The 21,013-nt window shown below is 72.2% G+C and carries 19 protein-coding genes and 1 pseudogene; 13 read left to right on the top strand and 7 right to left on the bottom strand.

From position 1 onward, the window contains the following. The first annotated feature begins 2 nt into the window (after positions 1-2). On the top strand, positions 3-815 hold the full coding sequence (locus tag ACFWVP_RS18020) for a M23 family metallopeptidase (protein ID WP_384497711.1): 813 nt from the start codon (positions 3-5) through the stop codon (positions 813-815). A gap of 221 nt (positions 816-1,036) precedes the next feature. After that, positions 1,037-1,741, top strand: a complete 705-nt coding sequence (locus ACFWVP_RS18025) for a GntR family transcriptional regulator (RefSeq protein ID WP_384497713.1) — start codon at positions 1,037-1,039, stop codon at positions 1,739-1,741. A gap of 181 nt (positions 1,742-1,922) precedes the next feature. Here the strand turns inward: ACFWVP_RS18025 and ACFWVP_RS18030 are convergent, their stop codons facing one another. Continuing rightward, positions 1,923-2,204, bottom strand: coding sequence for an HPr family phosphocarrier protein (locus ACFWVP_RS18030; RefSeq protein WP_384497714.1), 282 nt, complete (start codon positions 2,202-2,204; stop codon positions 1,923-1,925). 165 nt (positions 2,205-2,369) lie between these two features. On the opposite strand from ACFWVP_RS18030, the gene ACFWVP_RS18035 reads away from it, so the two are divergent. From ACFWVP_RS18035 to ACFWVP_RS18050, 4 genes are all read left to right on the top strand, one after another. Beyond that, positions 2,370-5,543 carry a GNAT family N-acetyltransferase gene (locus ACFWVP_RS18035; protein WP_384497716.1) on the top strand — a complete coding sequence of 1,058 codons (3,174 nt, stop codon included), beginning with the start codon at positions 2,370-2,372 and terminating at the stop codon, positions 5,541-5,543. A 68-nt stretch (positions 5,544-5,611) separates the two neighbouring features. Next, positions 5,612-6,208, top strand: a complete 597-nt coding sequence (locus tag ACFWVP_RS18040; RefSeq protein WP_384497718.1) for a DUF5998 family protein — start codon at positions 5,612-5,614, stop codon at positions 6,206-6,208. After that, entirely contained in the window at positions 6,208-7,395 is a 1,188-nt protein-coding gene (locus tag ACFWVP_RS18045) for an alkaline phosphatase family protein (RefSeq protein WP_384497719.1), read from the top strand. Before ACFWVP_RS18040 ends, ACFWVP_RS18045 begins: the two co-directional genes overlap by 1 nt. 47 nt (positions 7,396-7,442) lie before the next feature. After that, on the top strand, positions 7,443-8,093 hold the full coding sequence (locus ACFWVP_RS18050; protein ID WP_384497721.1) for a thymidine kinase: 651 nt from the start codon (positions 7,443-7,445) through the stop codon (positions 8,091-8,093). Positions 8,094-8,122: 29 nt separating this feature from the next. Here ACFWVP_RS18050 and ACFWVP_RS18055 read toward each other — a convergent pair whose 3' ends face one another. Both ACFWVP_RS18055 and ACFWVP_RS18060 read right to left on the bottom strand, forming a co-directional pair. After that, complete coding sequence (locus ACFWVP_RS18055; protein ID WP_384497722.1) at positions 8,123-8,404, bottom strand: hypothetical protein; 282 nt, start codon at positions 8,402-8,404, stop codon at positions 8,123-8,125. A gap of 40 nt (positions 8,405-8,444) precedes the next feature. Next, positions 8,445-9,221 (bottom strand): VOC family protein, encoded by a 777-nt coding sequence (locus tag ACFWVP_RS18060; protein ID WP_384497723.1) that lies wholly within the window; start codon positions 9,219-9,221, stop codon positions 8,445-8,447. Between the two features lie 257 nt (positions 9,222-9,478). Here ACFWVP_RS18060 and ACFWVP_RS18065 point away from each other — a divergent pair, with 257 nt between their 5' ends. Then, complete coding sequence (locus ACFWVP_RS18065) at positions 9,479-10,306, top strand: sulfurtransferase (protein WP_384497724.1); 828 nt, start codon at positions 9,479-9,481, stop codon at positions 10,304-10,306. A 77-nt stretch (positions 10,307-10,383) separates the two neighbouring features. On the opposite strand, the gene sepH is transcribed toward ACFWVP_RS18065, so the two are convergent. Then, positions 10,384-11,445: a septation protein SepH gene (gene sepH, locus ACFWVP_RS18070; RefSeq protein WP_384497726.1), complete on the bottom strand. Its 1,062-nt coding sequence runs from the start codon at positions 11,443-11,445 to the stop codon at positions 10,384-10,386. Between the two features lie 499 nt (positions 11,446-11,944). On the opposite strand from sepH, the pseudogene ACFWVP_RS18075 reads away from it, so the two are divergent. Continuing rightward, positions 11,945-13,017, top strand: a pseudogene (locus tag ACFWVP_RS18075) (hypothetical protein). 33 nt (positions 13,018-13,050) lie between these two features. On the opposite strand, the gene ACFWVP_RS18080 reads toward ACFWVP_RS18075, so the two are convergent. Together ACFWVP_RS18080 and ACFWVP_RS18085 are read right to left on the bottom strand one after the other, a co-directional pair. After that, positions 13,051-14,370, bottom strand: coding sequence for a D-arabinono-1,4-lactone oxidase (locus ACFWVP_RS18080; protein ID WP_384497728.1), 1,320 nt, complete (start codon positions 14,368-14,370; stop codon positions 13,051-13,053). Then, entirely contained in the window at positions 14,330-15,574 is a 1,245-nt protein-coding gene (locus ACFWVP_RS18085; protein ID WP_384497730.1) for an MFS transporter, read from the bottom strand. The genes ACFWVP_RS18080 and ACFWVP_RS18085 overlap by 41 nt, the downstream gene beginning before the upstream one ends. Before the next feature lie 171 nt (positions 15,575-15,745). On the opposite strand from ACFWVP_RS18085, the gene ACFWVP_RS18090 reads away from it, so the two are divergent. Next, a complete protein-coding gene (locus ACFWVP_RS18090) occupies positions 15,746-16,873 on the top strand; it encodes a ferrochelatase (protein WP_384497731.1) in 1,128 nt (375 codons plus the stop codon). Between the two features lie 93 nt (positions 16,874-16,966). Further along, positions 16,967-17,767 (top strand): inositol monophosphatase family protein, encoded by an 801-nt coding sequence (locus tag ACFWVP_RS18095; RefSeq protein WP_384497732.1) that lies wholly within the window; start codon positions 16,967-16,969, stop codon positions 17,765-17,767. 96 nt (positions 17,768-17,863) lie between these two features. Here ACFWVP_RS18095 and ACFWVP_RS18100 read toward each other — a convergent pair whose 3' ends face one another. After that, the gene (locus tag ACFWVP_RS18100) at positions 17,864-18,037 is read right to left on the bottom strand and encodes a hypothetical protein (RefSeq protein WP_176740391.1); all 174 of its coding nucleotides are present in this window, start codon (positions 18,035-18,037) and stop codon (positions 17,864-17,866) included. A gap of 362 nt (positions 18,038-18,399) precedes the next feature. On the opposite strand from ACFWVP_RS18100, the gene ACFWVP_RS18105 reads away from it, so the two are divergent. The 3 genes from ACFWVP_RS18105 to ACFWVP_RS18115 all read left to right on the top strand — a co-directional run bounded on the left by ACFWVP_RS18105 (position 18,400) and on the right by ACFWVP_RS18115 (position 21,002). Continuing rightward, entirely contained in the window at positions 18,400-19,053 is a 654-nt protein-coding gene (locus ACFWVP_RS18105) for a response regulator transcription factor (RefSeq protein WP_056790703.1), read from the top strand. A 7-nt stretch (positions 19,054-19,060) separates the two neighbouring features. Next, positions 19,061-20,302, top strand: a complete 1,242-nt coding sequence (locus ACFWVP_RS18110; RefSeq protein ID WP_384497735.1) for a sensor histidine kinase — start codon at positions 19,061-19,063, stop codon at positions 20,300-20,302. Between the two features lie 403 nt (positions 20,303-20,705). Next, positions 20,706-21,002: a DUF4193 family protein gene (locus tag ACFWVP_RS18115; protein ID WP_353792738.1), complete on the top strand. Its 297-nt coding sequence runs from the start codon at positions 20,706-20,708 to the stop codon at positions 21,000-21,002. Positions 21,003-21,013: the final 11 nt, after the last annotated feature.

A 21,013-nucleotide genomic window follows, 5' to 3' on the forward strand; every position in this document is an offset into this window, starting at 1 on the left:
CCATGGCGTTCACCCGTGCCACCGGGAAGCACCGTGCCCCGAGCCGCCTGACGCGCAGGAGCGCCCGGGTCGCCGGCATCGCGGCTCTGGCCACCACCGGCGTCATCGGCGGTGTGTCCTCCCCGGCCCTCGCCGCGGACTCCGAGGCCCTCACCGCGGCCGGCACCGGCCTGACCCAGGCCGTCGCGATCGACTCCACCCTCGCCGACCAGATCGCCGCGCAGGCGAAGGCCCAGCAGTACCAGGCCGACCTCGCCGCCGAGGCCGAGGCGAAGGCGAAGGCCGCGGCCAAGGCGAAGGCCGAGGCCGAGCGCAAGGCCGAAGCCGAGCGCAAGGCCGAAGCCCGTGCGGCCGAGGTCCGTGAGGCCGAGGCGCGCGCCACCCGTGCGGCCGAGCGCGCCCGGCTGAACGCCTTCCACCTCCCGGTCGCCGGCTCCCAGGTGACCACCGGCTACAGGTCCGGCGGTGCTCTCTGGTCCTCCGGCAGCCACTCCGGTGTGGACTTCCGGGCCGCGTCCGGCAGTTCCGTCGTCGCGGTCGGAGCCGGCACGGTCGTCGAGGCCGGCTGGGGCGGGGCGTACGGCAACAACATCGTGCTCCGGATGACGGACGGCACGTACACCCAGTACGGCCACCTCTCCTCCATCGGCGTCTCGGTCGGCGAGAGCGTCACGTCCGGCCGGCAGATAGGCCTGTCCGGCTCGACCGGCAACTCCACGGGACCGCACCTGCACTTCGAGGCGCGGACCACCCCCGAGTACGGCTCCGACATGGACCCCGTCGCCTACCTCCGCGCGCACGGCCTCCAGGTCTGACCCCGCCCCGCGCCACACCGTCGGCGAAGGCCCCGGCACCCGCCGGGGCCTTCGTCATGCCACCGGGGGAGGCGCGCGCCGAAGCTCCGCGGAAGTGCTTTCCGGTCAGAAGATATGCATGGATTCCGCTCTGCCGTCGGAAATTGCGGAGGATTGCAATAGAGTCACAGAACAGGCGTCGATCGGCCGCGTTTCGCGGGGATTAAGGCGGAGGTTCGGACATGCGCATTCCCGCGCATTCGGTATGCACGGCAATCCGTGACGACATCGTCTCCGGTGTCTTCGAGCGGGGCAGCCGCCTCACCGAAGAGGTGCTCGCGCGTCGCTACGGGGTCTCCCGTGTCCCGGTACGCGAGGCACTGCGCACCCTGGAGTCCGAGGGGTTCGTCGTCACCCGTCGGCACGCCGGGGCCTGCGTCGCCGAGCCCACGGAGCGGGAGGCCGCCGACCTCCTGGAGATGCGGATGCTCCTGGAGCCCCTGGGTGCCGCGCGCGCCGCCCAGCGCCGCACGGAGGCGCACCTCAAGGTGCTCCGCGGCCTGGTCAGGCTGGGGCAGGAGCGGGTGCGCCGGGGCGAGGGGGAGGACCTGCGCTCCCTCGGCGGCTGGTTCCACGAGACACTGGCCCAGGCTTCGGGCAGCCCGGCGCTGATCGCGCTGCTCACCCAGCTGCGGCACAAGATCGCCTGGATGTACGCGGTCGAGCAGCCGGCCCGCCCCGCCGACTCCTGGGCCGAGCACGGTGCCCTCGTGGACGCCGTGGCACGCGGCGACGCGGAACGGGCCAGGACCATCGCCGCCCAGCACGCGGAGCGCGCCACGGTCGCACACCGGCTGCGCCGCACGGACCGGGCGGGGAACACGGTGGGTCCGTCGCGGGTGAGGACTTCGCAACAAGCCGTAAACATCGGGGGCGTCCGTCATTAACAATTGCGCCGTATACAAAGAAGGTAATTGTCGAGGGGCTTTCTTTTTGCTGCCCTGATTCGGATCGACCGGGCATTTTTCCCCGTTGCTCTTTCGGCCCTTCCGTGAACAGAAAAGCCGCGGTACCCCGAGGGGTACCGCGGCTTTGCCGCAGAAAGAATTACGGCGCGGGCCGGCCGGTTCAGACGGTCTCCGGAAGCTCCTCGAGCCCTTCGGCGACCAGCTTCGCCAGACGGTCCAGGGCGGCCTCGGAGTTGTCCGCCTCGGACGCGAGCACGATCTCCTCGCCACCCTGCGCGCCCAGGCCGAGCACCGCGAGCATGGACGCGGCGTTCACCGGGGAGCCGTCGGCCCTGGCGATCGTCACGGGCACACCGGAGGCCGTGGCGGCACGGACGAAGATGGAAGCGGGGCGGGCGTGCAGGCCCTCGGCCCAACCGACGTTGACGCGGCGCTCAGCCATTGGTTCTGCCCTTCACGTGTCGATAGGTTGTCTAGACCAGTCTCTCATGCAGTGCGTACTGCTGTGCCCGGCCTCCGGCCCGGAGGGCCACCGTCGATCGGCCCCCTCAGCGTGCCCGCGCACCGAACCCTCCGCTACCGGTGCGACGGGCCGTAGGCTTTGCCCATGGAGCCCATGCCGGAGCAGAGTCCGCACCATGCGTACCCCGATCACTGGGAGGCGGACGTGGTGCTCCGCGACGGTGGCACCGCGCGGATCAGGCCCATCACCACGGACGACGCCGACCGGCTGGTCAGCTTCTACGAGCAGGTCTCCGACGAGTCGAAGTACTACCGCTTCTTCGCCCCGTATCCGCGTCTCTCGGCCAAGGACGTGCACCGCTTCACCCATCACGACTACGTCGACCGGGTGGGTCTGGCCGTCACGATCGGCGGGGAGTTCATCGCCACCGTCCGCTACGACCGGATCAACGAGCAGGGCAGACCCGCCTCCGCGCCCGCCGACGAGGCCGAGGTCGCCTTCCTCGTCCAGGACGCCCACCAGGGCCGTGGCGTGGCCTCGGCGCTCCTCGAACACATCGCGGCGGTCGCCCGTGAGCGGGGCATCCGCCGCTTCGCCGCCGAGGTGCTGCCCGCGAACAACAAGATGATCAAGGTGTTCCGGGATGCCGGATACACCCAGCAGCGGAGCTTCGAGGACGGGTCCGTCCACCTCACGCTCGATCTGGAACCGACCGCCGAGTCCCTCGCCGTCCAGCGCGGCCGTGAGCAGCGGGCCGAGTCGCGCTCCGTTCAGCGGCTGCTGGCCCCCGGCTCCGTCGCCGTCGTCGGCACCGGGCGCGCGCCCGGCGGAGTCGGCCGCACCGTGCTGCGCAACCTGCTCGGATCCGGCTTCACCGGGCGCACGTACGCCGTGAACCGGTCCTTCGACGAAGGCACGGCCACGGTCGACGGCGTCCCCGCGCACCGCTCCGTCGGCGAGATCGGCGAACAGGTCGACCTCGCGATCGTCGCCGTCCCCGCCGACCGGGTCCCGGAGGCCGTCGCCGACTGCGGTGAACACGGGGTCCAGGGCCTCGTCGTCCTCTCCGCCGGTTACGCCGAGCGCGGTGCCGAAGGACGGGAACGGCAGCGTGAACTGGTCCGGCAGGCACGCTCGTACGGCATGCGGATCATCGGCCCGAACGCCTTCGGCATCATCAACACCTCCGACTCCGTCCGCCTGAACGCCTCCCTCGCCCCCGAGTCGCCCGAGGCCGGCCGCATCGGCCTCTTCACCCAGTCCGGCGCGATCGGCATCGCCGTCCTGTCCGGCCTGTACCGGCGTGGCGCGGGACTGTCGACCTTCATCTCGGCGGGCAACCGCGCCGACGTCTCCGGGAACGACTTCCTGCAGTACTGGTTCGAGGACCAGGACACCGATGTGGCCCTGCTCTACCTCGAATCGCTCGGCAACCCCCGCAAGTTCACCCGGCTCGCGCGCCGGACCGCCGCGGTGAAGCCCGTGGTCGTGGTCAAGGGAGCCCGGCACAGCGGCTCCACCCCGCCCGGGCACGCCGTGCCGGTCAGCCGGATCCCCGACGCCACGGTCTCCGCGCTGATGCGCCAGGCCGGTGTGATCCGCGTCGACACGGTGACGGAGATGGTCGACGCGGGGCTGCTCCTCGCCGGACAGCCGCTGCCGGCCGGCCCCAGGGTGGCGATCCTCGGCAACTCCGAGTCCCTCGGCCTCCTCACGTACGACGCCTGTCTGGCCGAGGGGCTGCGCCCGCGACCGCCCCGCGACCTCACCACGGCGGCAGGACCCAAGGACTTCCGGTACGCGCTGGCCGAGGCGCTCGCCGACCGGACCTGCGACGCCGTGATCGTGACGGCGATCCCGTGGGTGGGGGAGAACGGCGAGGCGGAGACCGGCGACGGCGAGGTGCTCGCCGCCGCGCTGCGCGAGGCCGCGGCCACGGGGCCGGCCAAGCCGGTGGCGGTCGTGCACGTGGAGATGGGCGGCCTGGCACAGGCCCTGGCCGCCGCGGCGAGCACGGCCACCCCGCCGGTGAACGGCACCCCGTCCCGGAACGGCACCCCGGCACCCGGTGGCATCCCGTCGCCCGGACCGGACAACCGCCCCACGCGCCCCGCGGAATCGGCCCCAGCGGGTCCGGGCGCGGCAACGGGCCCGGCCGCAGCGGGAGCGCCGCCATCGCAAGGCCCCACGGACACGGACGGGCGGGGCACGAGCGCCCGGGGCACGGGCGCCCAGGACACGGATGCCCCCCCGGCGAGTACGGGCCCCGGCTCCCGCCCGCCCCAGGCGCCGGACGCGCCCCGGACCAGCAGCACCCCCCGGCCGCCCGGCACCCCGCCCGCCCCTCCCGTCGCGGCCGGCACGGCGGGGCCCGGGACCGGTACGGCCGGGCCCACCCCCGGCGCGGTGGACGCCGGCGCACGCGCCCCGGAGCCCCGTATCGGGCGCATCCCCGCCTACCCCGCGGCCGAGCGGGCGGTCCGGGCCCTCGCCGAGGCAGTGAAGTACGCCCAGTGGCGGCGCCAGGCGGCCGCCCCCGGCAAGGTCCCCGAATTCCTGGACGACACCATCGACGAGCCGGGCACCGCCGCCCTGATCGAGCGGCTGCTCGGCCCCGGGTCCGCCCCGCGGGGCCGCCCGCTCACCCCTGACGAGGCCCGCGAACTGCTCGGCCTCTACGGGATCTCCGTACGGCCCGCCCTCCCGGCCCCCGACGCGGAGGCCGCCGTCACCGCCGCCGCGCCGCTCGGCTACCCGGTGGCGCTCAAGACCACCGCCCCCCACCTCCGCCACCGCGCGGACCTCGGCGGTGTCCGGCTCGACCTCGTGAACGAGAGCGCCCTGCGCCGCGCCTACGAGGAACTGACCGACCTGCTCGGCACCCCCGCCGAGCTGCGGCCCGTCGTCCAGGCCATGGCCCCGCGCGGGGTGGACACCGTCGTACGCGCCACGATCGACGCCGCCGCCGGAGCCGTGCTCTCCTTCGGCCTGGCCGGCGCGCCCTCCGAACTGCTCGGTGACACCGCCCACCGGCTCGTGCCCGCCACCGACCGCGACGCCGCGGAACTGATCCGCTCCATCAGGGCGGCGCCGGTGCTGTTCGGCTGGCGTGGTTCCGCGCCGGCGGACACCGCGGCGCTCGAAGAGCTCCTGCTGCGGGTCTCCAGGCTGGTCGACGACCACCCCGAAGTGGTCTCGGTCGCCCTGGAGCCCGTCGTCGTCGCCACACACGGGCTGACCGTGCTCGGGGCGAGCGTCCGGCTCGCCCCGCCGCCCGCCCGCACCGACCTGGGTCCTCGCCGCCTCCCCAGTTACTGACCGCTCACCCGTCCCGGAGCCGCGCACGGCGTCCCCGGCAGTCACCGGCCCCCCGTAGGATGGTCCGCATGGCAAAGACCGGTACGACGACCCAGGGGCTGCGCGCGGCGATCGAGCGCAGCGGCTACTACCCGGCCCTCGTGGCCGAGGCGGTGGAGGCCGCCGTCGGCGGGGAGCCGGTCGCGTCGTACCTGGTGCACCAGGAGACCACCTTCGACTCCAACGAGGTGCGCCGCCACGTCACGGTCCTCGTCCTGACGGACACCCGCTTCATCGTCAGCCACACCGACGAACAGGCGGCCGACACCAGCTCCCCGACGCCGTACGCCACGACGTCCACCGAGTCGGTCAAGCTCGACCGGATCTCGTCCGTCGTGGTCTCCCGGGTGGTCGCCAACCCCGAGAAGTACGTGCCCGGCACCCTGCCCCGTGAGGTCGTCCTGACGATCGGCTGGGGTGCGGTCTCCCGGCTCGACCTCGAACCCGCCGCCTGCGGCGACCCCAACTGCGAGGCCGACCACGGCTACACGGGCAGCTCCACCGCCGACGACCTGAGCCTGCGCGTCAGCGAGGCCGGGGACGGCCCGGACACCGTGCGCCAGACCCTCGCCTTCGCCCAGGCACTCTCCGAGGCCACCGCGGCGACGCCGGCGACCGGTCGCTGATGGTCCAGCCGGCCTGGCAGGACCCCGTTCTGCTCGCTCCCGACACCGCTCCCGCGCCCGAGTACGGCAGCGGCTCGCTCGCCGACCTGCTGCCGACGCTCGCGGCGGGTCAGGGCGTCCCCGGCTTCGAGGCGACGATCGCGGAGCTCACGCCCGCCGACCGGAACTGCGTCTTCCTGATCGACGGGCTCGGCTGGGAGCAGATCAAGGCCCACCCGGACGAGGCCCCCTTCCTGCACTCCCTGCTCCCCACCTCCCGCGGTGGCACCGGCCGCCCGATCACGGCGGGCTTCCCGGCCACGACGGCGACCTCCCTCGCCTCGGTCGGCACGGGGCTGCCCCCCGGTGAGCACGGCCTTCCCGGCTACACCGTGCGCAATCCGGAGACCGGCGCGCTGATGAACCAGCTCCGCTGGAAACCGTGGACCGAGCCCAAGGTCTGGCAGCCGTACCCCACCGTCTTCAAGCTCGCCGACGCCGCGGGCGTGCGCACCGCCCAGGTCTCCGCGCCCGACTTCGAGCAGACCCCGCTCACCAAGGTCGCGCTCAGCGGCGGGTCCTTCCTCGGCCGGCTGTCCGGCGAGGACCGGATGGACCTCGCCGCCGAGCGGCTCGCCGCCGGTGACCGGTCCCTCGTCTACACGTACTACAGCGAGGTCGACGGCAAGGGGCACCGCTTCGGCGTCGACTCCGACGCCTGGCGGGGCCAGCTGATGTACGTCGACGGGCTCGCCCGGCGCCTCGCCGAGCAGCTCCCGCCCCGCTCGGCGCTGTACGTCACCGCCGACCACGGCATGATCGACATCCCGTTCGACGAGCAGTCCCGGATCGACTTCGACGAGGACTGGGAGCTCCGCGCGGGAGTGGCCCTGCTCGGCGGCGAGGGCCGCGCCCGTCATGTGTACGCGGTCCCCGGGGCCGCCGCCGACGTGCTGACCGTCTGGCGTGAGGTGCTCGGCGAGCAGTTCTGGGTGGCGAGCAGGGACGAGGCCGTCGCGGCCGGCTGGTTCGGCCCGCGGATCGACGAGCGCGTGTACGGCAGGATCGGCGACGTGGTGGCGGCTGCCCACGACGACGTGGTGATCACCGCCTCGGTCAACGAGCCCCACGAATCGGCCATGGTCGGCATGCACGGCTCGCTGACACCGGTGGAGCAGCTCGTCCCGCTCCTCGAAGTACGCTCGTAACCCCTTTCTCCCCCACCGCACCGCACCCGAAAGGCGCTCGACTTCTCATGCCCGAGCTTGTGTTCTTCTCCGGAACGATGGACTGCGGGAAGAGCACGCTGGCCCTCCAGATCGGCCACAACAGGTCGGCCCGCGGGCTGCAGGGCGTGATCTTCACCCGGGACGACAGGGCGGGTGAAGGCAAGCTGTCCTCGCGGTTGGGACTGGTGACGGAGGCCGTCGAGGCGGACGAGGGGATGGACCTGTACGCGTACCTGGTCGCCCAGCTGACCAAGGGCGGCAGGGTCGACTACGTGATCGTGGACGAAGCGCAGTTCCTGGCCCCGGCTCAGATCGATCAACTGGCCCGTGTCGTGGACGACTTGGACATGGACGTCTTCGCCTTCGGTATCACGACGGACTTCCGCACGAGACTGTTTCCCGGTTCGCAGCGACTGATCGAGCTGGCCGACCGGATCGAGCAGCTGCAGGTCGAGGCCCTCTGCTGGTGTGGAGCCCGCGCCACTCACAACGCGCGGACCATAGACGGCGAGATGGTCGTCCAGGGGGCACAGGTCGTGGTCGGTGACGTGAACCGGCCGATGGGCGAGATCGGCTACGAGGTGCTCTGCCGCCGTCATCACCGGCGCCGGATGACTGCCGCGTCCGCCCGTACGGGTGCGCTGTCTCCGGACGTTCTGCCTGTGTCATCCGCCTGATCTCGAAATCGACGTGGGGTCGCGCGGCGTCACGACGCGTGCTCGACTCCGACGCCCACCGTGCCGGCCGGATCCGCACCGTGGCGGAGCCGATCGATATCCACCCGCCGTCGGACACCTCGTGGAACGCGGGCGCGTTTCCACGCGCCGCAACCGCCGCGATCGAGGCTTCCCGCGAAACGGGTCTCCACCAGCAGGTCGTCATCGACGACGTGCTGGTGGACGAGGTCGGTCCCCAGGTGCCCGGCCGGCGCAACCACCGGCGCGGGAGCCCGTGCGGCGGCGCTGCCGCCGGACGTGCTGCCCGTCACCTCGGCCTCACCCTCCGCCGCCGCCCCGGCGGGCCGTGGTTCAGCGGTCCGCCGACCGCACCATCGTGAACACCGCGCCCTCCGGGTCCGCGACGGTGGCCAGCCTTCCGCTCGACGCGTCGCGGGGCGGCTGCACCACATGTCCGCCGAGCTCCACCACGTGCGCGGCGGCCTCGTCGGTGTCGGAGACCTCGAAGTAGGTCATCCAGTGCGGCCCCCGGTCACGTGGCAGGGCGTGCCCCACACCGTGCAGGGCGGCCACCGGCCGGCCCTCCAGGTGCAGCGTCTGGTAGTCGAAGTCGGCCGAGACGACCGCCTCCGCCTCGAAACCGAAAACGGCCTGGTAGAACTTGGCGACCGAAGAGGTCTCCCGGGTCACCAGCTCGTTCCACACCGGGGTGCCCGGAGCACCGGCCAGGGCCGTGCCGAGGTGCTCGGCCGCCTGCCAGATGCCGAAGACCGCCCCGCCCGGGTCCGAGGCGATCGCGAGCCGTCCCGCGCGGCCGGCGTCGATCGGCCCGACGGCCACGGTGCCGCCGCAGGAACGGATGGCCTCGGCGGTGGCGTCGGCGTCCTCCGTGGCGAGGTAGGTCGTCCAGGCGATCGGAAGGTGCCGGTCGGGCGGAAGCTGCCCGATGCCCGCCACCTCCTTCCCGCGCAGCATGGCACGGACGTACGGCCCCAACTGCTCGGGGCCCGGCCGGAACTCCCAGCCGAACAGCCGGCCGTAGAAATCCTGGGTCGCGGTCAGGCCGTGCACGATCAGACTCACCCAGCACGGTGCGCCGGGCGTGCGCCGGGTGGCAGCCTCGGTCATCTTCTTCTCTCTCCTCGTGCCATCGGGGCGGCCGTACGGGGACGGGAGCGGCCGTCGGGGGGGCGGGGCCGGTACGCCGTCCAGCGGTACGGATACGGTCGTGTGCGCTCCGTGCAGATGCTCGCACCACAGGGCTCCCCAGACACCCCGGCCGCGCCGCGTTTCGGCGTACCGGTCGCCAGGAAGCCGAATTTGGTGCGGTACGTCCCTTTCGGATTCGCGCCGCGGGGGCCGCCTGCTGCGCGAAGATGGCAGCTATGAAGCCCATCATCACCGCATCCGAATATGTGAGCGAGTCGGCGGGAGCGCGTCCGCCGGTACTCCTGGACATCCGATGGCAGCTGGGCGGTCCGCACGGCCGTCCCGACTACGACGCCGGACACCTCCCCGGCGCGGTGTTCGTCGACCTCGACACGGAGCTCGCCGGCCCGGCGGGCAGCGGCGGCCGCCACCCCCTGCCGGACCTGGAGACCTTCGGGGCCGTCATGCGGCGTACCGGGGTCTCCCGGGACACTCCGGTGGTGGTCTACGACGGCGGACAGGGCTGGGCCGCGGCCCGTGCGTGGTGGCTGCTGCGCTGGACGGGGCACCCCGATGTCAGGGTGCTGGACGGAGGTCTCGGGGCCTGGGCCGGTGAGCTCGACACGAAGACGCCGGAGCCCGCCGAGGGCGACTTCCGGCCGGTTCCGGGGGCGGTTCCCCTGCTGGACGCCGACGGGGCCGCCGCGCTGGCCGACTCCGGTCTGCTGCTCGACGCGCGGGCCGCGGAACGCTACCGGGGTGACGTGGAGCCGATCGACCGGGTGGGCGGCCACATTCCGGGAGCGGTCTCCGCACCCACCGCCCTGAACGTCGCCGAGGACGGACGCTTCCTTCCCGCCGACGCGCTCGCCTCCCGGTTCTCCGCCCTGGGAGCCGACGGCGACACGGAGGTCGGTGTCTACTGCGGTTCGGGTGTCTCGGGCGCCCACCAGGTGCTGGCACTGGAGATCGCCGGACACCGCGCGGCCCTGTACGCGGGTTCCTGGTCGGAATGGTCCTCCGACGAGTCCCGCCCCGTCGCCACCGGCCCGGACCCCCGGTAACGCACCGCGGACGGAGCGAGGCCCCGTACGCAGCCGCGTACGGGCCCTCGTCATGCCACGGTCACCCGGACCGGACCTCAGTCCTGCTTCTTCCGGCGTGTGCCGAAGACGATCTCGTCCCAGCTGGGTACGGCCGCCCGCCGTCCCGGACGGACACCGTCCGCCTCGGCCTGCCGGTCCGTCGTACCGGTCAGCCGGTCGCGATGGCCGGCCACCGCACGGGGCATCAGGACGTCCGCGTAGGCGGAACCGGCACCTGCGGAGGCCGCCGGAGCCGGGGGCTCGTCGACCTCGGGATCCTGGGAAGCGGGCTCGATCGCGGGCGGCTCGGGCTGGGTCGGCCGCTCGGGCACGACCATGTCGCCGCGGAAGCTCGGCACGGCCTCCAGGAGGCTGGTCAGCGAGTCGCGCTCGACAGCCGAGACACCGCCGATGCGCTCCTCCGGCTCCGGTGCCGGGGGAGCGGGACGCTCGATCTGGCGATCGAGCGCACGGTCAAGCGGCCGGTCGCGCGGCAGCCGGGCGATCCGGGGCACGAACGGGAAGCTCGGCTCGGGAGCGGTGACGTCGTCGGTCTCGCCGATCAGCGAACGGGCTTCCTCGTCCACCGCCTGGACCAGGCGGCGCGGGGGGTCGTACGTCCAGCTCGCCGAGTGCGGTTCGCCCGCGACCCGGTAGACGAGGAGGACTTCCCAGGTGCCGTCGTCCCGGCGCCAGGAGTCCCACTGGACCGTCTCCCGGTCGGCGCCGCGCAGCAGGAGCCGCTCCTGCACCGCCTCGCCGAGCTGGGGGCCGGTGTTCTCGCCGGGACGGCGCACAGCGGTCTTCCGGGCCCGCTCGGCCATGAAGGCACGCTCCGCGAGCACGGGGCCCTCGAAGCGGCGCACACGGTCCACCGGGATCCCGGCGAACTGGGCGACCTCCTCCGCGGAGGCACCGGCTCGTATCCGGGCCTGGATGTCGCGGGGACGGAGGTGGCTCTCCACCTCGATCTCGATCTGGCCGAGCCGGGCGCGGTCGTTGCGCACGGCGGCGCGCAGCCGCTCATCGATCGGAAGGGTGTACTCCGTGCTGTCCGCAGCCTTGAGCACCAGTCGTGTGCCGTCGTTTGAGACGGCCACGACACGCAGTTCGGGCATGGGAACCTCCCGGGTGGTGCCTGCCGACGTCACGTGCGTCGCTGCTTCCGCTAGTCGAGTGTGACCTGCCCGGGTTCAGCCTGTCACAACCTTGCCAAGTTACCCGGCGTGTCGGGCGTTGGCCCTGGATCGCCGCGCCGGTCCGGTCGCCTGTCGCGCGACGGAGGCTGACCTGGCTGGTCACTCCATCTCGCAGACGCCCGTGCGATGCCGCGGTGCCGCCGGTTCGAGTGCCGCCTTCGGCCCCCTCCCGCCAGGTCCGGATACCCATGTGGGAGTCCGGCCCCAGGGCTCGCCACAGTACTCCATTCGGGCCACCGGGGTGGACCGGCGCGCCGCCGAAGTTCTCGCCGGTCACGGGGGTCGGGTTACCCGGTTGTCTGCTGTATGCCCCCAATGCGTGTGCTGCTTCACAGAATCTCCAGGAGCGGAACTATTCGCTTCGCTCATATGTCCCTTCCTGGTGCAAGGTGGGGTGGTTGTCGAGCAAGGGTTGGAAATGGTTCAGAAGCCGCGAAGTGATGCGGAACACAAGGAAAGGCGCATAGATCTGAGTCTCCCGCAGGTCGCGGGCAGCGCCGTCGCGGCCGTCGCGGCAGCGGTGATGGCCTCGCAGCTGGGTGTGTACGGCACGATCGCCGGCGCCGGTGTGATGAGCGTGGTGGCCACCTGCGGAGGATCGGTATTCCAGCACTCTTCCGGCGCACCGGGGAGCAGATCCGCGAGGTCACCGTCCAGGTGAAGCATCCTGGCGGCCGTCAGGTGACCGTGCGCACACGGGAGACGGCTCCGGCGGGGCGGAGCGGCGGGGCGGGGACGCGGGCCCCCGCGCCGGCGACCCCGTCGGACGACCGTGCCACGACGGTCCCGCGCACGACGGAACCCGACCCCGGGCGGACGCGACCGCCGCGGCCGGACCCGGAGCGGACCCAGCTCCCGCGCACGACGGAACCAGACCCGGAGCGGACGCGACCCCTCCGCACGACGGAACCCGACCCCGACCGGACCCAGCTCCTGAGGCCCGACCCCGAGCGGATGCGGTCGCCCGGCTCAGGCGGGTCCGACGACGCCTACTCCGACGGGCACACGCACGGCACCCGTATCCGGGGCTGGAAGCGCTCGGTCCTGGCCGCAGCCGCGGTCTTCGTCGTGTCGATGACCGGCATCACCACGTACGAACTGGTCTCCGGCAACGGCCTCGGCGGCAGTGGGGCGACGACCGTCGGCTCCGTCGTGCGCGGCGACCGGGACGCCGCGACGGCCGACCCCACGCCCACGTCCGGCACCGACCAGGAGCAGGACGGCGAGCAGGAGGCCCCCTCCGGGAGCGGCACGGGGACGGCCCCCGGGACCGACCCGGGTGCCGGGACGAGCGCGACGCCGGACACCGGTACGGGTGATGCGTCGACGGACGCCCCCGCCCCCACGCCCTCCGGCAGTGCCGCGTCGCCCGATCCGACCGCCACGCCGACGGCGCCCGGGGAAGGCGTGCCGGCCGCACCGGACCCGTCCGGCGAAGCGCCGACGCGGCGGCAGGACGGCGCCACGGCGGAGACGGACACCGCGCGGTGACCGGGGCGGGTGCTCGGACCCGGCCGCCCCGGCTCAGTCGCCGAGCACCCGGCGCAGGTAGTCGTTGGCGAACAGCCGGTCCGGGTCGAGCCGGTCGCGTACGGCGGTGAACTCACCGAACCTCGGGTAGGCCCCCGCCAGGTAGCCGGCGTCCCGGGTGTGGATCTTCCCCCAGTGCGGACGGCCCTCGTACCCCGTCATGATCCGCTCGACCGCGGTGAAGTACGCCTGGTACGGCGCGCCCCGGTACATGTGCACCGCGATGTACGCGCTCTCCCGGCCCGAGGCCGTGGAGAGCGCGATGTCGTCCGCGGGTGCCGTGCGGACCTCCACCGGGAAGCCCACCCGCAGCGGCGAGTGCTCGACCATGGCCCTGACCTCGCGCAGCGCCTCGACCGCGGACTCGCGCGGCAGGGCGTACTCCATCTCGACGAAGCGCACCCGCCGGGGGCTGGTGAAGACCTTGTAGGGGATGTCGGTGTACGTGCGGGCCGACAGCGCGCGGCTGGAGATCCTGGCGATGGCCGGGACGGTCCGGGGGACGGCACGGCCGACCGAACAGGCGACCTGGAAGACCCCGTTGGAGAGGAGCTCGTCGTCGATCCAGCCGCGGATCCTGCCGGGCGGGGCCACGGGGCCCGCGCTGCGGTTGTTGCGCTTGGTGTTGCAGTTGCCGGTGTGAGGGAACCAGTAGAACTCGAAGTGCTCGTTCTCGGCGACCAGCTGATCGAAGTCGGCCGTGACCCGGTCGAAGGACATCGGTTCCTCACGCGCCGTCAGCAGGAAGACCGGTTCCACGGCGAAGGTGATCGCGCTGATCACGCCGAGTGCTCCGAGCCCGATCCGGGCGGCGGCGAAGACATCGGGATTCTCGTCCGGCGAGCAGCGCAGGACCGTGCCGTCGGCGGTGACCAGCTCCAGCCCGCGGATCTGCGCCGAGACCGACGCCGAGTCGCGGCCGGTGCCGTGGGTCCCCGTGGAGGTGGCCCCGGCGACCGTCTGCTCCATGATGTCGCCCATGTTGGTGAGCGACAGCCCCTCCCGCGCGAGTACGGCGTTGAGCCGCTTCAGCGGGGTCCCCGCCTCGACGGTCACCGTCATCGCCGAGCGGTCGATGTCCCGGATGCCGGTGAGCAGGTCCGGACGTATGAGCACACCGTCGGTGGCCGCGGTCGCGGTGAAGGAATGACCGGTGCCGGCCGGCTTGACCTTCAGCCCGTCCTCCCCGGCCCCGCGGAGCACCTCGGCTAGCTCGTCGACGGAGGCGGGGGACACGGTCCGTACGGGCCGGGCGGTGACGTTGCCCGCCCAGTTACGCCACGTGCTCGTCGTCCGTGCGTAGGTCTCGGTCATCTTCCCCGCGCCCTCCCGTAGGCACCGGCCCGGTGAGCCGGCGATACCCCAGGAACGCCACCGCGGCCGCGAGCGCTCCGGCCGCGACGGGCACCACGTACCCCGCCTCGGCCCCGGAGGCGTCGACCACCCAGCCGGCGGCGGAGGAGCCGAGCGCCACCCCGACCGAGAGTCCGGTACTGGTCCAGGTCATGCCCTCGGTCAGCTGGGCGCGCGGTACGTGCTGCTCGACGAGGGCCATGGTGATGACCATCGTCGGTGCGATGGCGAGACCCGCGACAAAGAGCGCCACGGCCAGGAACGGCAGGCTCCCGGCCATTTGGAGGGGGATCATACTCACGGCCATCGCGCAGACCCCCAGCAGCCATCTGGTGGACGGCTTCCCCTTGAGGTGCAGCAGACCGAAGACGGCACCCGCGAGGCAGGACCCCAGGGCGTAGACCGCAAGCACCAGGCTGGCCGCCGCCTTGTGGCCCCGCTCCTCGGCGAAGGCCACCGTCACCACGTCGACCGCGCCGAAGATCGCGCCCGTCGCGACGAAGGTGACCACCAGGACCTGGAGGCCGGACGAGCGTAGTGCCGAACCACCGGAGTGGTGCTCCTTCGGGTGCGGACGCGGCTCGGTGGCGCGCTGGGCCGTCAGCCAGAACACGCCGATCAGCAGGAACACGGCGGCGATCAGCGGCCCGGCCTCCGGGAACCAGGCGGTGGACAGACCGATGGAGATGATCGGGCCGAAGATGAAGCACGCCTCGTCGACGATCGACTCCCAGGCGTACGCGGTGTGCAGCTGACGGCCCCCGCCCCGGTAGATCTCCGCCCAGCGGGCCCGCACCATCGACCCCACGCTCGGGACGCAGCCGGCGCCCGTGGCGAAGACGAACAGGGTCCAGTCCGGCAGTCGCTGCTGGGCGCAGATCAGCAGACCCGCGACCGCCGCGGCCGAGAGCAGGGTGGCGGGGCGCAGTACCCGGCGCTGCCCGTACCGGTCGACCAGCCTGGAGACCTGCGGCCCCATCACCGCGGCGGCCATGGCGAGCGTCGCGGAGAGCGCGCCCGCCAGCCCGTAGCGGCCGGTGATCTGGGACACCATCGTCACCACACCGATCCCCATCATGGACAGCGGCATCCGGCCGAAGAATCCGGCCGCCGAGAACGCCCGGGTTCCCGGGGCGGCGAAGATGGCGCGGTAGGGGCTGGGCACGAGGACTCCGGTGAAGCCTGTCAGGTGTGTAGTTGGCCGATACAGCTTACGGGTGGCGAAGGGTGCCCGGGACCGTGCCGACGCCGGTTGCCGGACCGTGCCGACGTTCACCGGCGGACCGCGCCGATGTCGGTTGCCGGACCGTCGGAGGCAAGTGGCAGGATCGGGTACATGTCCGATCTGCGCGGTCCCGCTCCCTACGACGCCCTCCTCCTGCTCTCCTTCGGCGGTCCCGAAGGCCCGGACGACGTCGTCCCGTTCCTGGCGAACGTGACACGCGGCCGGGGCATCCCCGAAGAACGGCTGAAGGAGGTCGGCAAGCACTACTTCCTCTTCGGCGGGATCAGCCCGATCAACGCGCAGAACCGGGCGCTGCTCGACGCGCTGCGCGAGGACTTCGCTGACCACGGCCTCGACCTGCCGGTGTACTGGGGCAACCGGAACTGGGCTCCCTACCTCACCGACACCCTCCGCGAGATGACCACGCACGGGCACCGCCGGATCGCCGTCCTCGCCACCAGCGCCTACGCCTCGTACTCGGGCTGCCGCCAGTACCGGGAGAACCTCGCGGAGTCGCTGGCCGCCCTGGAGGCCGAGGGGCTGCCGGTCCCGCGGGTGGACAAGCTGCGGCACTACTTCAACCACCCCGGCTTCGTACGGCCCATGGTGGACGGTGTGCTGGCCTCGCTGGCGGAGCTCCCCGAGGACGTCAGGGCGGGCGCGCACCTCGCGTTCACGACGCACTCCATCCCCACGGCGGCGGCCGACACCTCGGGCCCCGAGGAGACGCACGGCGACGGCGGCTCCTACGTGGCCGAGCACCTCGACGTCGCCCGGGTGATCGTCGAAGCCGTGCGCGAGGAGACCGGCACCACCTACCCGTGGCAGCTCGTCTACCAGTCACGCAGCGGCGCCCCGCACATCCCGTGGCTGGAGCCCGACATCTGCGACCACCTGGAGGCCCTCCACGGCGACGGTGTCCCGGCGGTCGTCATGGCCCCCATCGGTTTCGTCTCGGACCACATGGAGGTCCTCTACGACCTCGACACGGAGGCCACCGAGAAGGCCGCGGAGCTGGGACTGCCGGTGCGCCGGTCCGCGACGGTCGGCGCGGACCCCCGGTTCGCCGCGGCCGTGCGCGAGCTCCTCCTGGAACGCGCCGCCACCGAGCAGGGCCTCCCGGCACGACGGTGCGCCCTGGGAGAGCTCGGCCCCTCCCACGACCTCTGCCCGGTCGGCTGCTGTCCGGCCAGGGCCCTCAAGCCGGCCGCCGCGGGCGCCGACAGCCCGTACGCCTAGCCCTCCCGCTCAGGCCTGCCGTCCGGACCCTGCCGGGCCGTCGATCCGAACGGAAGAGCCTGGTCAGCCCGTGAACCCTCACCCTGGAGCGTTGTGACCGACCCCTTCCTGTCCGAACTGCTCGACCTCGCCCTGGAAGCGGCCCGCCGGGCCGGAGCCCTGCTGCGCGACGGCCGCCCCGCCGACCTGGGGGTGCACGCGACGAAGTCCAGCCCCATCGACGTCGTCACCGAGATGGACATCCGGGCGGAGAAGCTGATCACGGGCTTCCTCGCCGGGCACCGGCCGGGCGACGGCTTCCTCGGCGAGGAGGGCGCCAGCTCCGAGGGCACCAGCGGCATCCGGTGGGTCATCGACCCCCTCGACGGCACGGTGAACTACCTCTACGGGCTGCCGACCTGGGCCGTCTCCATCGCCGCCGAGCGCGACGGCGAGCGGGTCGTCGGGGTGGTCGAGGCCCCGATGCGCCGCGAGACCTTCCACGCGGTGCTCGGCGGCGGAGCGTACGGGAACGGGGAGGCGCTGCGCTGCCGCCCCGCACCACCGCTCGCCGAGGCACTCGTGTCGACCGGCTTCAACTACGTCACCGAGGTACGCACCCACCAGGCGGCCGTAGCCCAGCGGCTGATTCCGCGACTGCGCGACATCCGGCGCGGCGGATCGGCCGCGGTCGATCTCTGCGACGTGGCCGCGGGACGGCTCGACGGCTACTACGAACGGGGCCTCCACCCGTGGGACCTGGCCGCCGGCGACCTCATCGCCCGGGAGGCGGGCGCGCTCACCGGAGGCCGCCCCGGGCGGCCCGCGGACCGGGATCTGACCGTCGCCGCGTCACCCGGGGTCTTCGAGCCCCTGCAGGTGATCCTGGAAGACCTCGGGGCCTGGCACGACTGACCCCGCTCCCGAGCCCCTGACGGGGGCTGGGAGCCCACGGAACGCGAAGAGGGCCCCGGGTGCCGACAGCGGCACCCGGGGCCCGCTCCTGGCGGCTCAGACGCTTGTGGCGCCGATTTCGACGCCGTGCTCGGCGGCGAGACGGTGCAGGTCGTCCAGCTCTCCCTGCTCGACATCCGCGAGGAAGTCGTCGCCCGTCTCACGAGCCTTCGTGAGATCCGATTCGGTGGTCTTGATTCGTTGCAGCAGACCTGCGGTGAAAGCGTCCATGAAGCGCCCCCTCATCGTGGGTCGGTGGCACGGGGGTGTGCCCGGATACCCCCGGCCGGTGACCGGAGGGCGGGTGATCACGCGCAGTCCCTCCGGGAGCGGAGCGGGCTGTGGTGCGCCACAGGCATGGCGTGATCGCGGGTGTGCACTCGTCTTCCCCTGGCCGGGCGCCGGAGAAACCTCAACTGGCCCGGGAATCCGACGGTTTCCCCGGAGCCGCGGTCCGGCCCGGGTCGTCTTACCGCCGGTTTATGCGCGTTACGGGCAGGATGGGCGCGCACAGTCGGTGCCGCTGACGTGCGGCGAGCGGCCACAACGGGGCCGCTCGCCGTTTTTCTGGAGATCTAGGGAAGGACTGCGCCGTGCGCGTACTCGTCGTCGAGGACGAGCAGCTGCTCGCCGATGCGGTGGCCACCGGACTGCGCCGGGAGGCCATGGCCGTCGACGTCGTCTACGACGGGGCCGCGGCTCTGGAGCGCGTCGGGGTCAACGACTACGACGTCGTCGTGCTGGACCGGGACCTCCCGCTGGTGCACGGTGACGACGTCTGCCGGAAGATCGTCGAGCTCGGAATGCCCACCCGGGTGCTCATGCTGACCGCTTCCGGTGACGTCAGCGACCGGGTCGAGGGCCTGGAGCTCGGCGCGGACGACTATCTGCCCAAGCCCTTCGCCTTCAGTGAGCTGACCGCCCGGGTGCGGGCCCTGGGGCGCCGCACCACGGTCGCGCTGCCGCCCGTGCTGGAGCGGGCCGGCATCAAGCTCGACCCCAACCGCCGTGAGGTCTTCCGGAACGAGCAGGAGATCCAGCTCGCCCCGAAGGAGTTCGCCGTGCTGGAGGTCCTGATGCGCAGCGAGGGCGCGGTCGTCTCGGCCGAGCAGCTGCTGGAGAAGGCCTGGGACGAGAACACCGACCCCTTCACGAACGTGGTGCGGGTGACGGTCATGACCCTGCGCCGCAAGCTCGGCGAGCCGCCCGTCATCGTCACCGTCCCCGGCTCCGGCTACCGGATCTGAGGACGTGATGGCAGCGTCCCCGGGGCCGGTACCCGTGCCCCCGAAACCCACCTGGGAGCCCAAACAGCAGGAGGCCCCCTACCCGTGGCTGCGTCCGACCATCCGGATACGGCTCACGCTGCTGTACGGCGGCATGTTCCTGATCGCGGGCATCCTGCTGCTCTCGATCATCTACATGCTGGCCGCGCAGGCCCTCAACGACGCCGGCGGCCTCGTCTTCCAGGTCTCCGGCACGAGCGTGCGGATCTCCAGCGACACCTGTCCGCAGCTCGGCTCCGCGCAGACCAACGGCCAGCTCAACGAGATGATCAAGGACTGCACCGCCGCCCAGCGGCAGCACGCCCTGGACAGCCTGCTCAACAGGGCGCTGCTGGCCCTCGTGGGCCTCAGCATCATCGCCTTCGCGTTCGGCTACGCCATGGCGGGCCGCGTCCTGTCCCCGCTGGGCCGGATCAACCGCACCGCCCGCAGGGTGGCCGGCACGGACCTGTCCCGCCGGATCGAGCTGGACGGCCCGGACGACGAGCTCAAGGAACTCGCCGACACCTTCGACGAGATGCTGGACCGTCTGGAGCGGGCCTTCACCGCCCAGCAGCGGTTCGTGGGGAACGCCTCCCACGAGCTGCGCACACCGCTCGCGATCAACCGCACGCTGCTGGAGGTCCACCTCTCCGACCCGGACGCCCCGCCGGAGCTCCAGCAGCTCGGCAAGACGCTCCTGGCGACCAACGAGCGCAGCGAGCAGCTGGTCGAGGGTCTGCTGCTGCTCGCCCGCAGCGACAACCAGATCGTCGAACGCAAGCCTGTCGACCTGGCGGAGGTCGCCGACCGCGCCATCGACCAGGCCCGCGCGGAGGCGGCGGCGAAGGGCGTGGAGGTGCGCGGGGAGCGCGTCCCCGCCGTCGTGCAGGGCAACGGCGTCCTCCTGGAACGGATCGCGCTGAACCTCGTGCAGAACGCCGTGCGCTACAACGTGCCCGCGGGCGGCTGGGTGGAGGTCGACACGGAGATCCAGCCCGGGCAGGCGCTCCTGGTGGTCTCGAACACAGGTCCTGTGGTGCCCGCCTACGAGATCGACAACATCTTCGAGCCGTTCAGGCGGCTGCGTACGGAACGCACGGGCAGCGACAAGGGGGTGGGGCTCGGCCTGTCGATCGCGCGGTCCGTCGCGCGGGCGCACGGAGGCCGTATCATCGCGGAGCCCCGCGAGGGCGGTGGTCTCGTGATGCGTGTCACCCTGCCGGTCTGAGAGGCTTCGCCTGTGAAGCCGCATTGGATCGCTCTGTTCGCTTTGGGCGGAAAATGCGAGACCTGTTTCGGTTCTGTCCCTGTGTGATCGATCACAGGAGCGATTTTCGGTCTCTCTACTCTCCGTGATCGCAGATCTGCCCGAAAGCCGGTAAACGTCCGGGTTTTCAGGGGGCATTATCACGGGAAGTACACGGGGTGGCGCCCGTGAAGCATGGCAATCGGACCGTGTACGGTCCCCATCGCCACCCAAGCTGATCGCTCTCGAGAGGTCCGGTTGGGTGTCGATTGAGTAACAGACCTTGATGTGAGGCAAAATCTCCGCCTCAGGTCGGGCACAAGTCCGGCCTCTCACGCGTTACGAGCGCTGAGACACCGCAGCAACCCATGAGGGGGAGAGCGACATGGCAACGGATTACGACACCCCGCGGAAGACCGACGACGACGTCGATCAGGACAGCCTCGAAGAGCTCAAGGCTCGTCGGAGCGACAAGTCGGCATCCGCCGTCGACGTGGACGAGTTCGACGCGGCGGAAGGACTGGAGCTGCCCGGCGCAGACCTGTCCAACGAAGAGCTGGCCGTGCGGGTCCTGCCCAAGCAGGCCGACGAGTTCACCTGCATGAGCTGTTTCCTCGTGCACCACCGGAGCCAGCTGGCGCGCGAGAAGAACGGCCAGCCCATCTGCCGCGACTGCGACTGAGGCAGGCCGGC

Source organism: Streptomyces sp. NPDC058637, from assembly GCF_042717325.1.
Lineage (GTDB): Bacteria > Actinomycetota > Actinomycetes > Streptomycetales > Streptomycetaceae > Streptomyces.

Excerpts from the sequence above, each read along its gene's own strand:
- sepH (WP_384497726.1), bottom strand. The coding sequence starts at position 11,445 with ATGCCCGAACTGCGTGTCGTGGCCGTCTCAAACGACGGCACACGACTG.
- ACFWVP_RS18030 (WP_384497714.1), bottom strand. The coding sequence starts at position 2,204 with ATGGCTGAGCGCCGCGTCAACGTCGGTTGGGCCGAGGGCCTGCACGCC.
- ACFWVP_RS18100 (WP_176740391.1), bottom strand. The coding sequence starts at position 18,037 with ATGGACGCTTTCACCGCAGGTCTGCTGCAACGAATCAAGACCACCGAA.
- ACFWVP_RS18020 (WP_384497711.1), top strand. The coding sequence starts at position 3 with ATGGCGTTCACCCGTGCCACCGGGAAGCACCGTGCCCCGAGCCGCCTG.
- ACFWVP_RS18065 (WP_384497724.1), top strand. The coding sequence starts at position 9,479 with ATGAAGCCCATCATCACCGCATCCGAATATGTGAGCGAGTCGGCGGGA.
- ACFWVP_RS18035 (WP_384497716.1), top strand. The coding sequence starts at position 2,370 with ATGGAGCCCATGCCGGAGCAGAGTCCGCACCATGCGTACCCCGATCAC.
- ACFWVP_RS18080 (WP_384497728.1), bottom strand. The coding sequence starts at position 14,370 with ATGACCGAGACCTACGCACGGACGACGAGCACGTGGCGTAACTGGGCG.
- ACFWVP_RS18115 (WP_353792738.1), top strand. The coding sequence starts at position 20,706 with ATGGCAACGGATTACGACACCCCGCGGAAGACCGACGACGACGTCGAT.
- ACFWVP_RS18050 (WP_384497721.1), top strand. The coding sequence starts at position 7,443 with ATGCCCGAGCTTGTGTTCTTCTCCGGAACGATGGACTGCGGGAAGAGC.
- ACFWVP_RS18025 (WP_384497713.1), top strand. The coding sequence starts at position 1,037 with ATGCGCATTCCCGCGCATTCGGTATGCACGGCAATCCGTGACGACATC.
- ACFWVP_RS18110 (WP_384497735.1), top strand. The coding sequence starts at position 19,061 with ATGGCAGCGTCCCCGGGGCCGGTACCCGTGCCCCCGAAACCCACCTGG.
- ACFWVP_RS18045 (WP_384497719.1), top strand. The coding sequence starts at position 6,208 with ATGGTCCAGCCGGCCTGGCAGGACCCCGTTCTGCTCGCTCCCGACACC.
- ACFWVP_RS18040 (WP_384497718.1), top strand. The coding sequence starts at position 5,612 with ATGGCAAAGACCGGTACGACGACCCAGGGGCTGCGCGCGGCGATCGAG.
- ACFWVP_RS18090 (WP_384497731.1), top strand. The coding sequence starts at position 15,746 with ATGTCCGATCTGCGCGGTCCCGCTCCCTACGACGCCCTCCTCCTGCTC.
- ACFWVP_RS18060 (WP_384497723.1), bottom strand. The coding sequence starts at position 9,221 with ATGACCGAGGCTGCCACCCGGCGCACGCCCGGCGCACCGTGCTGGGTG.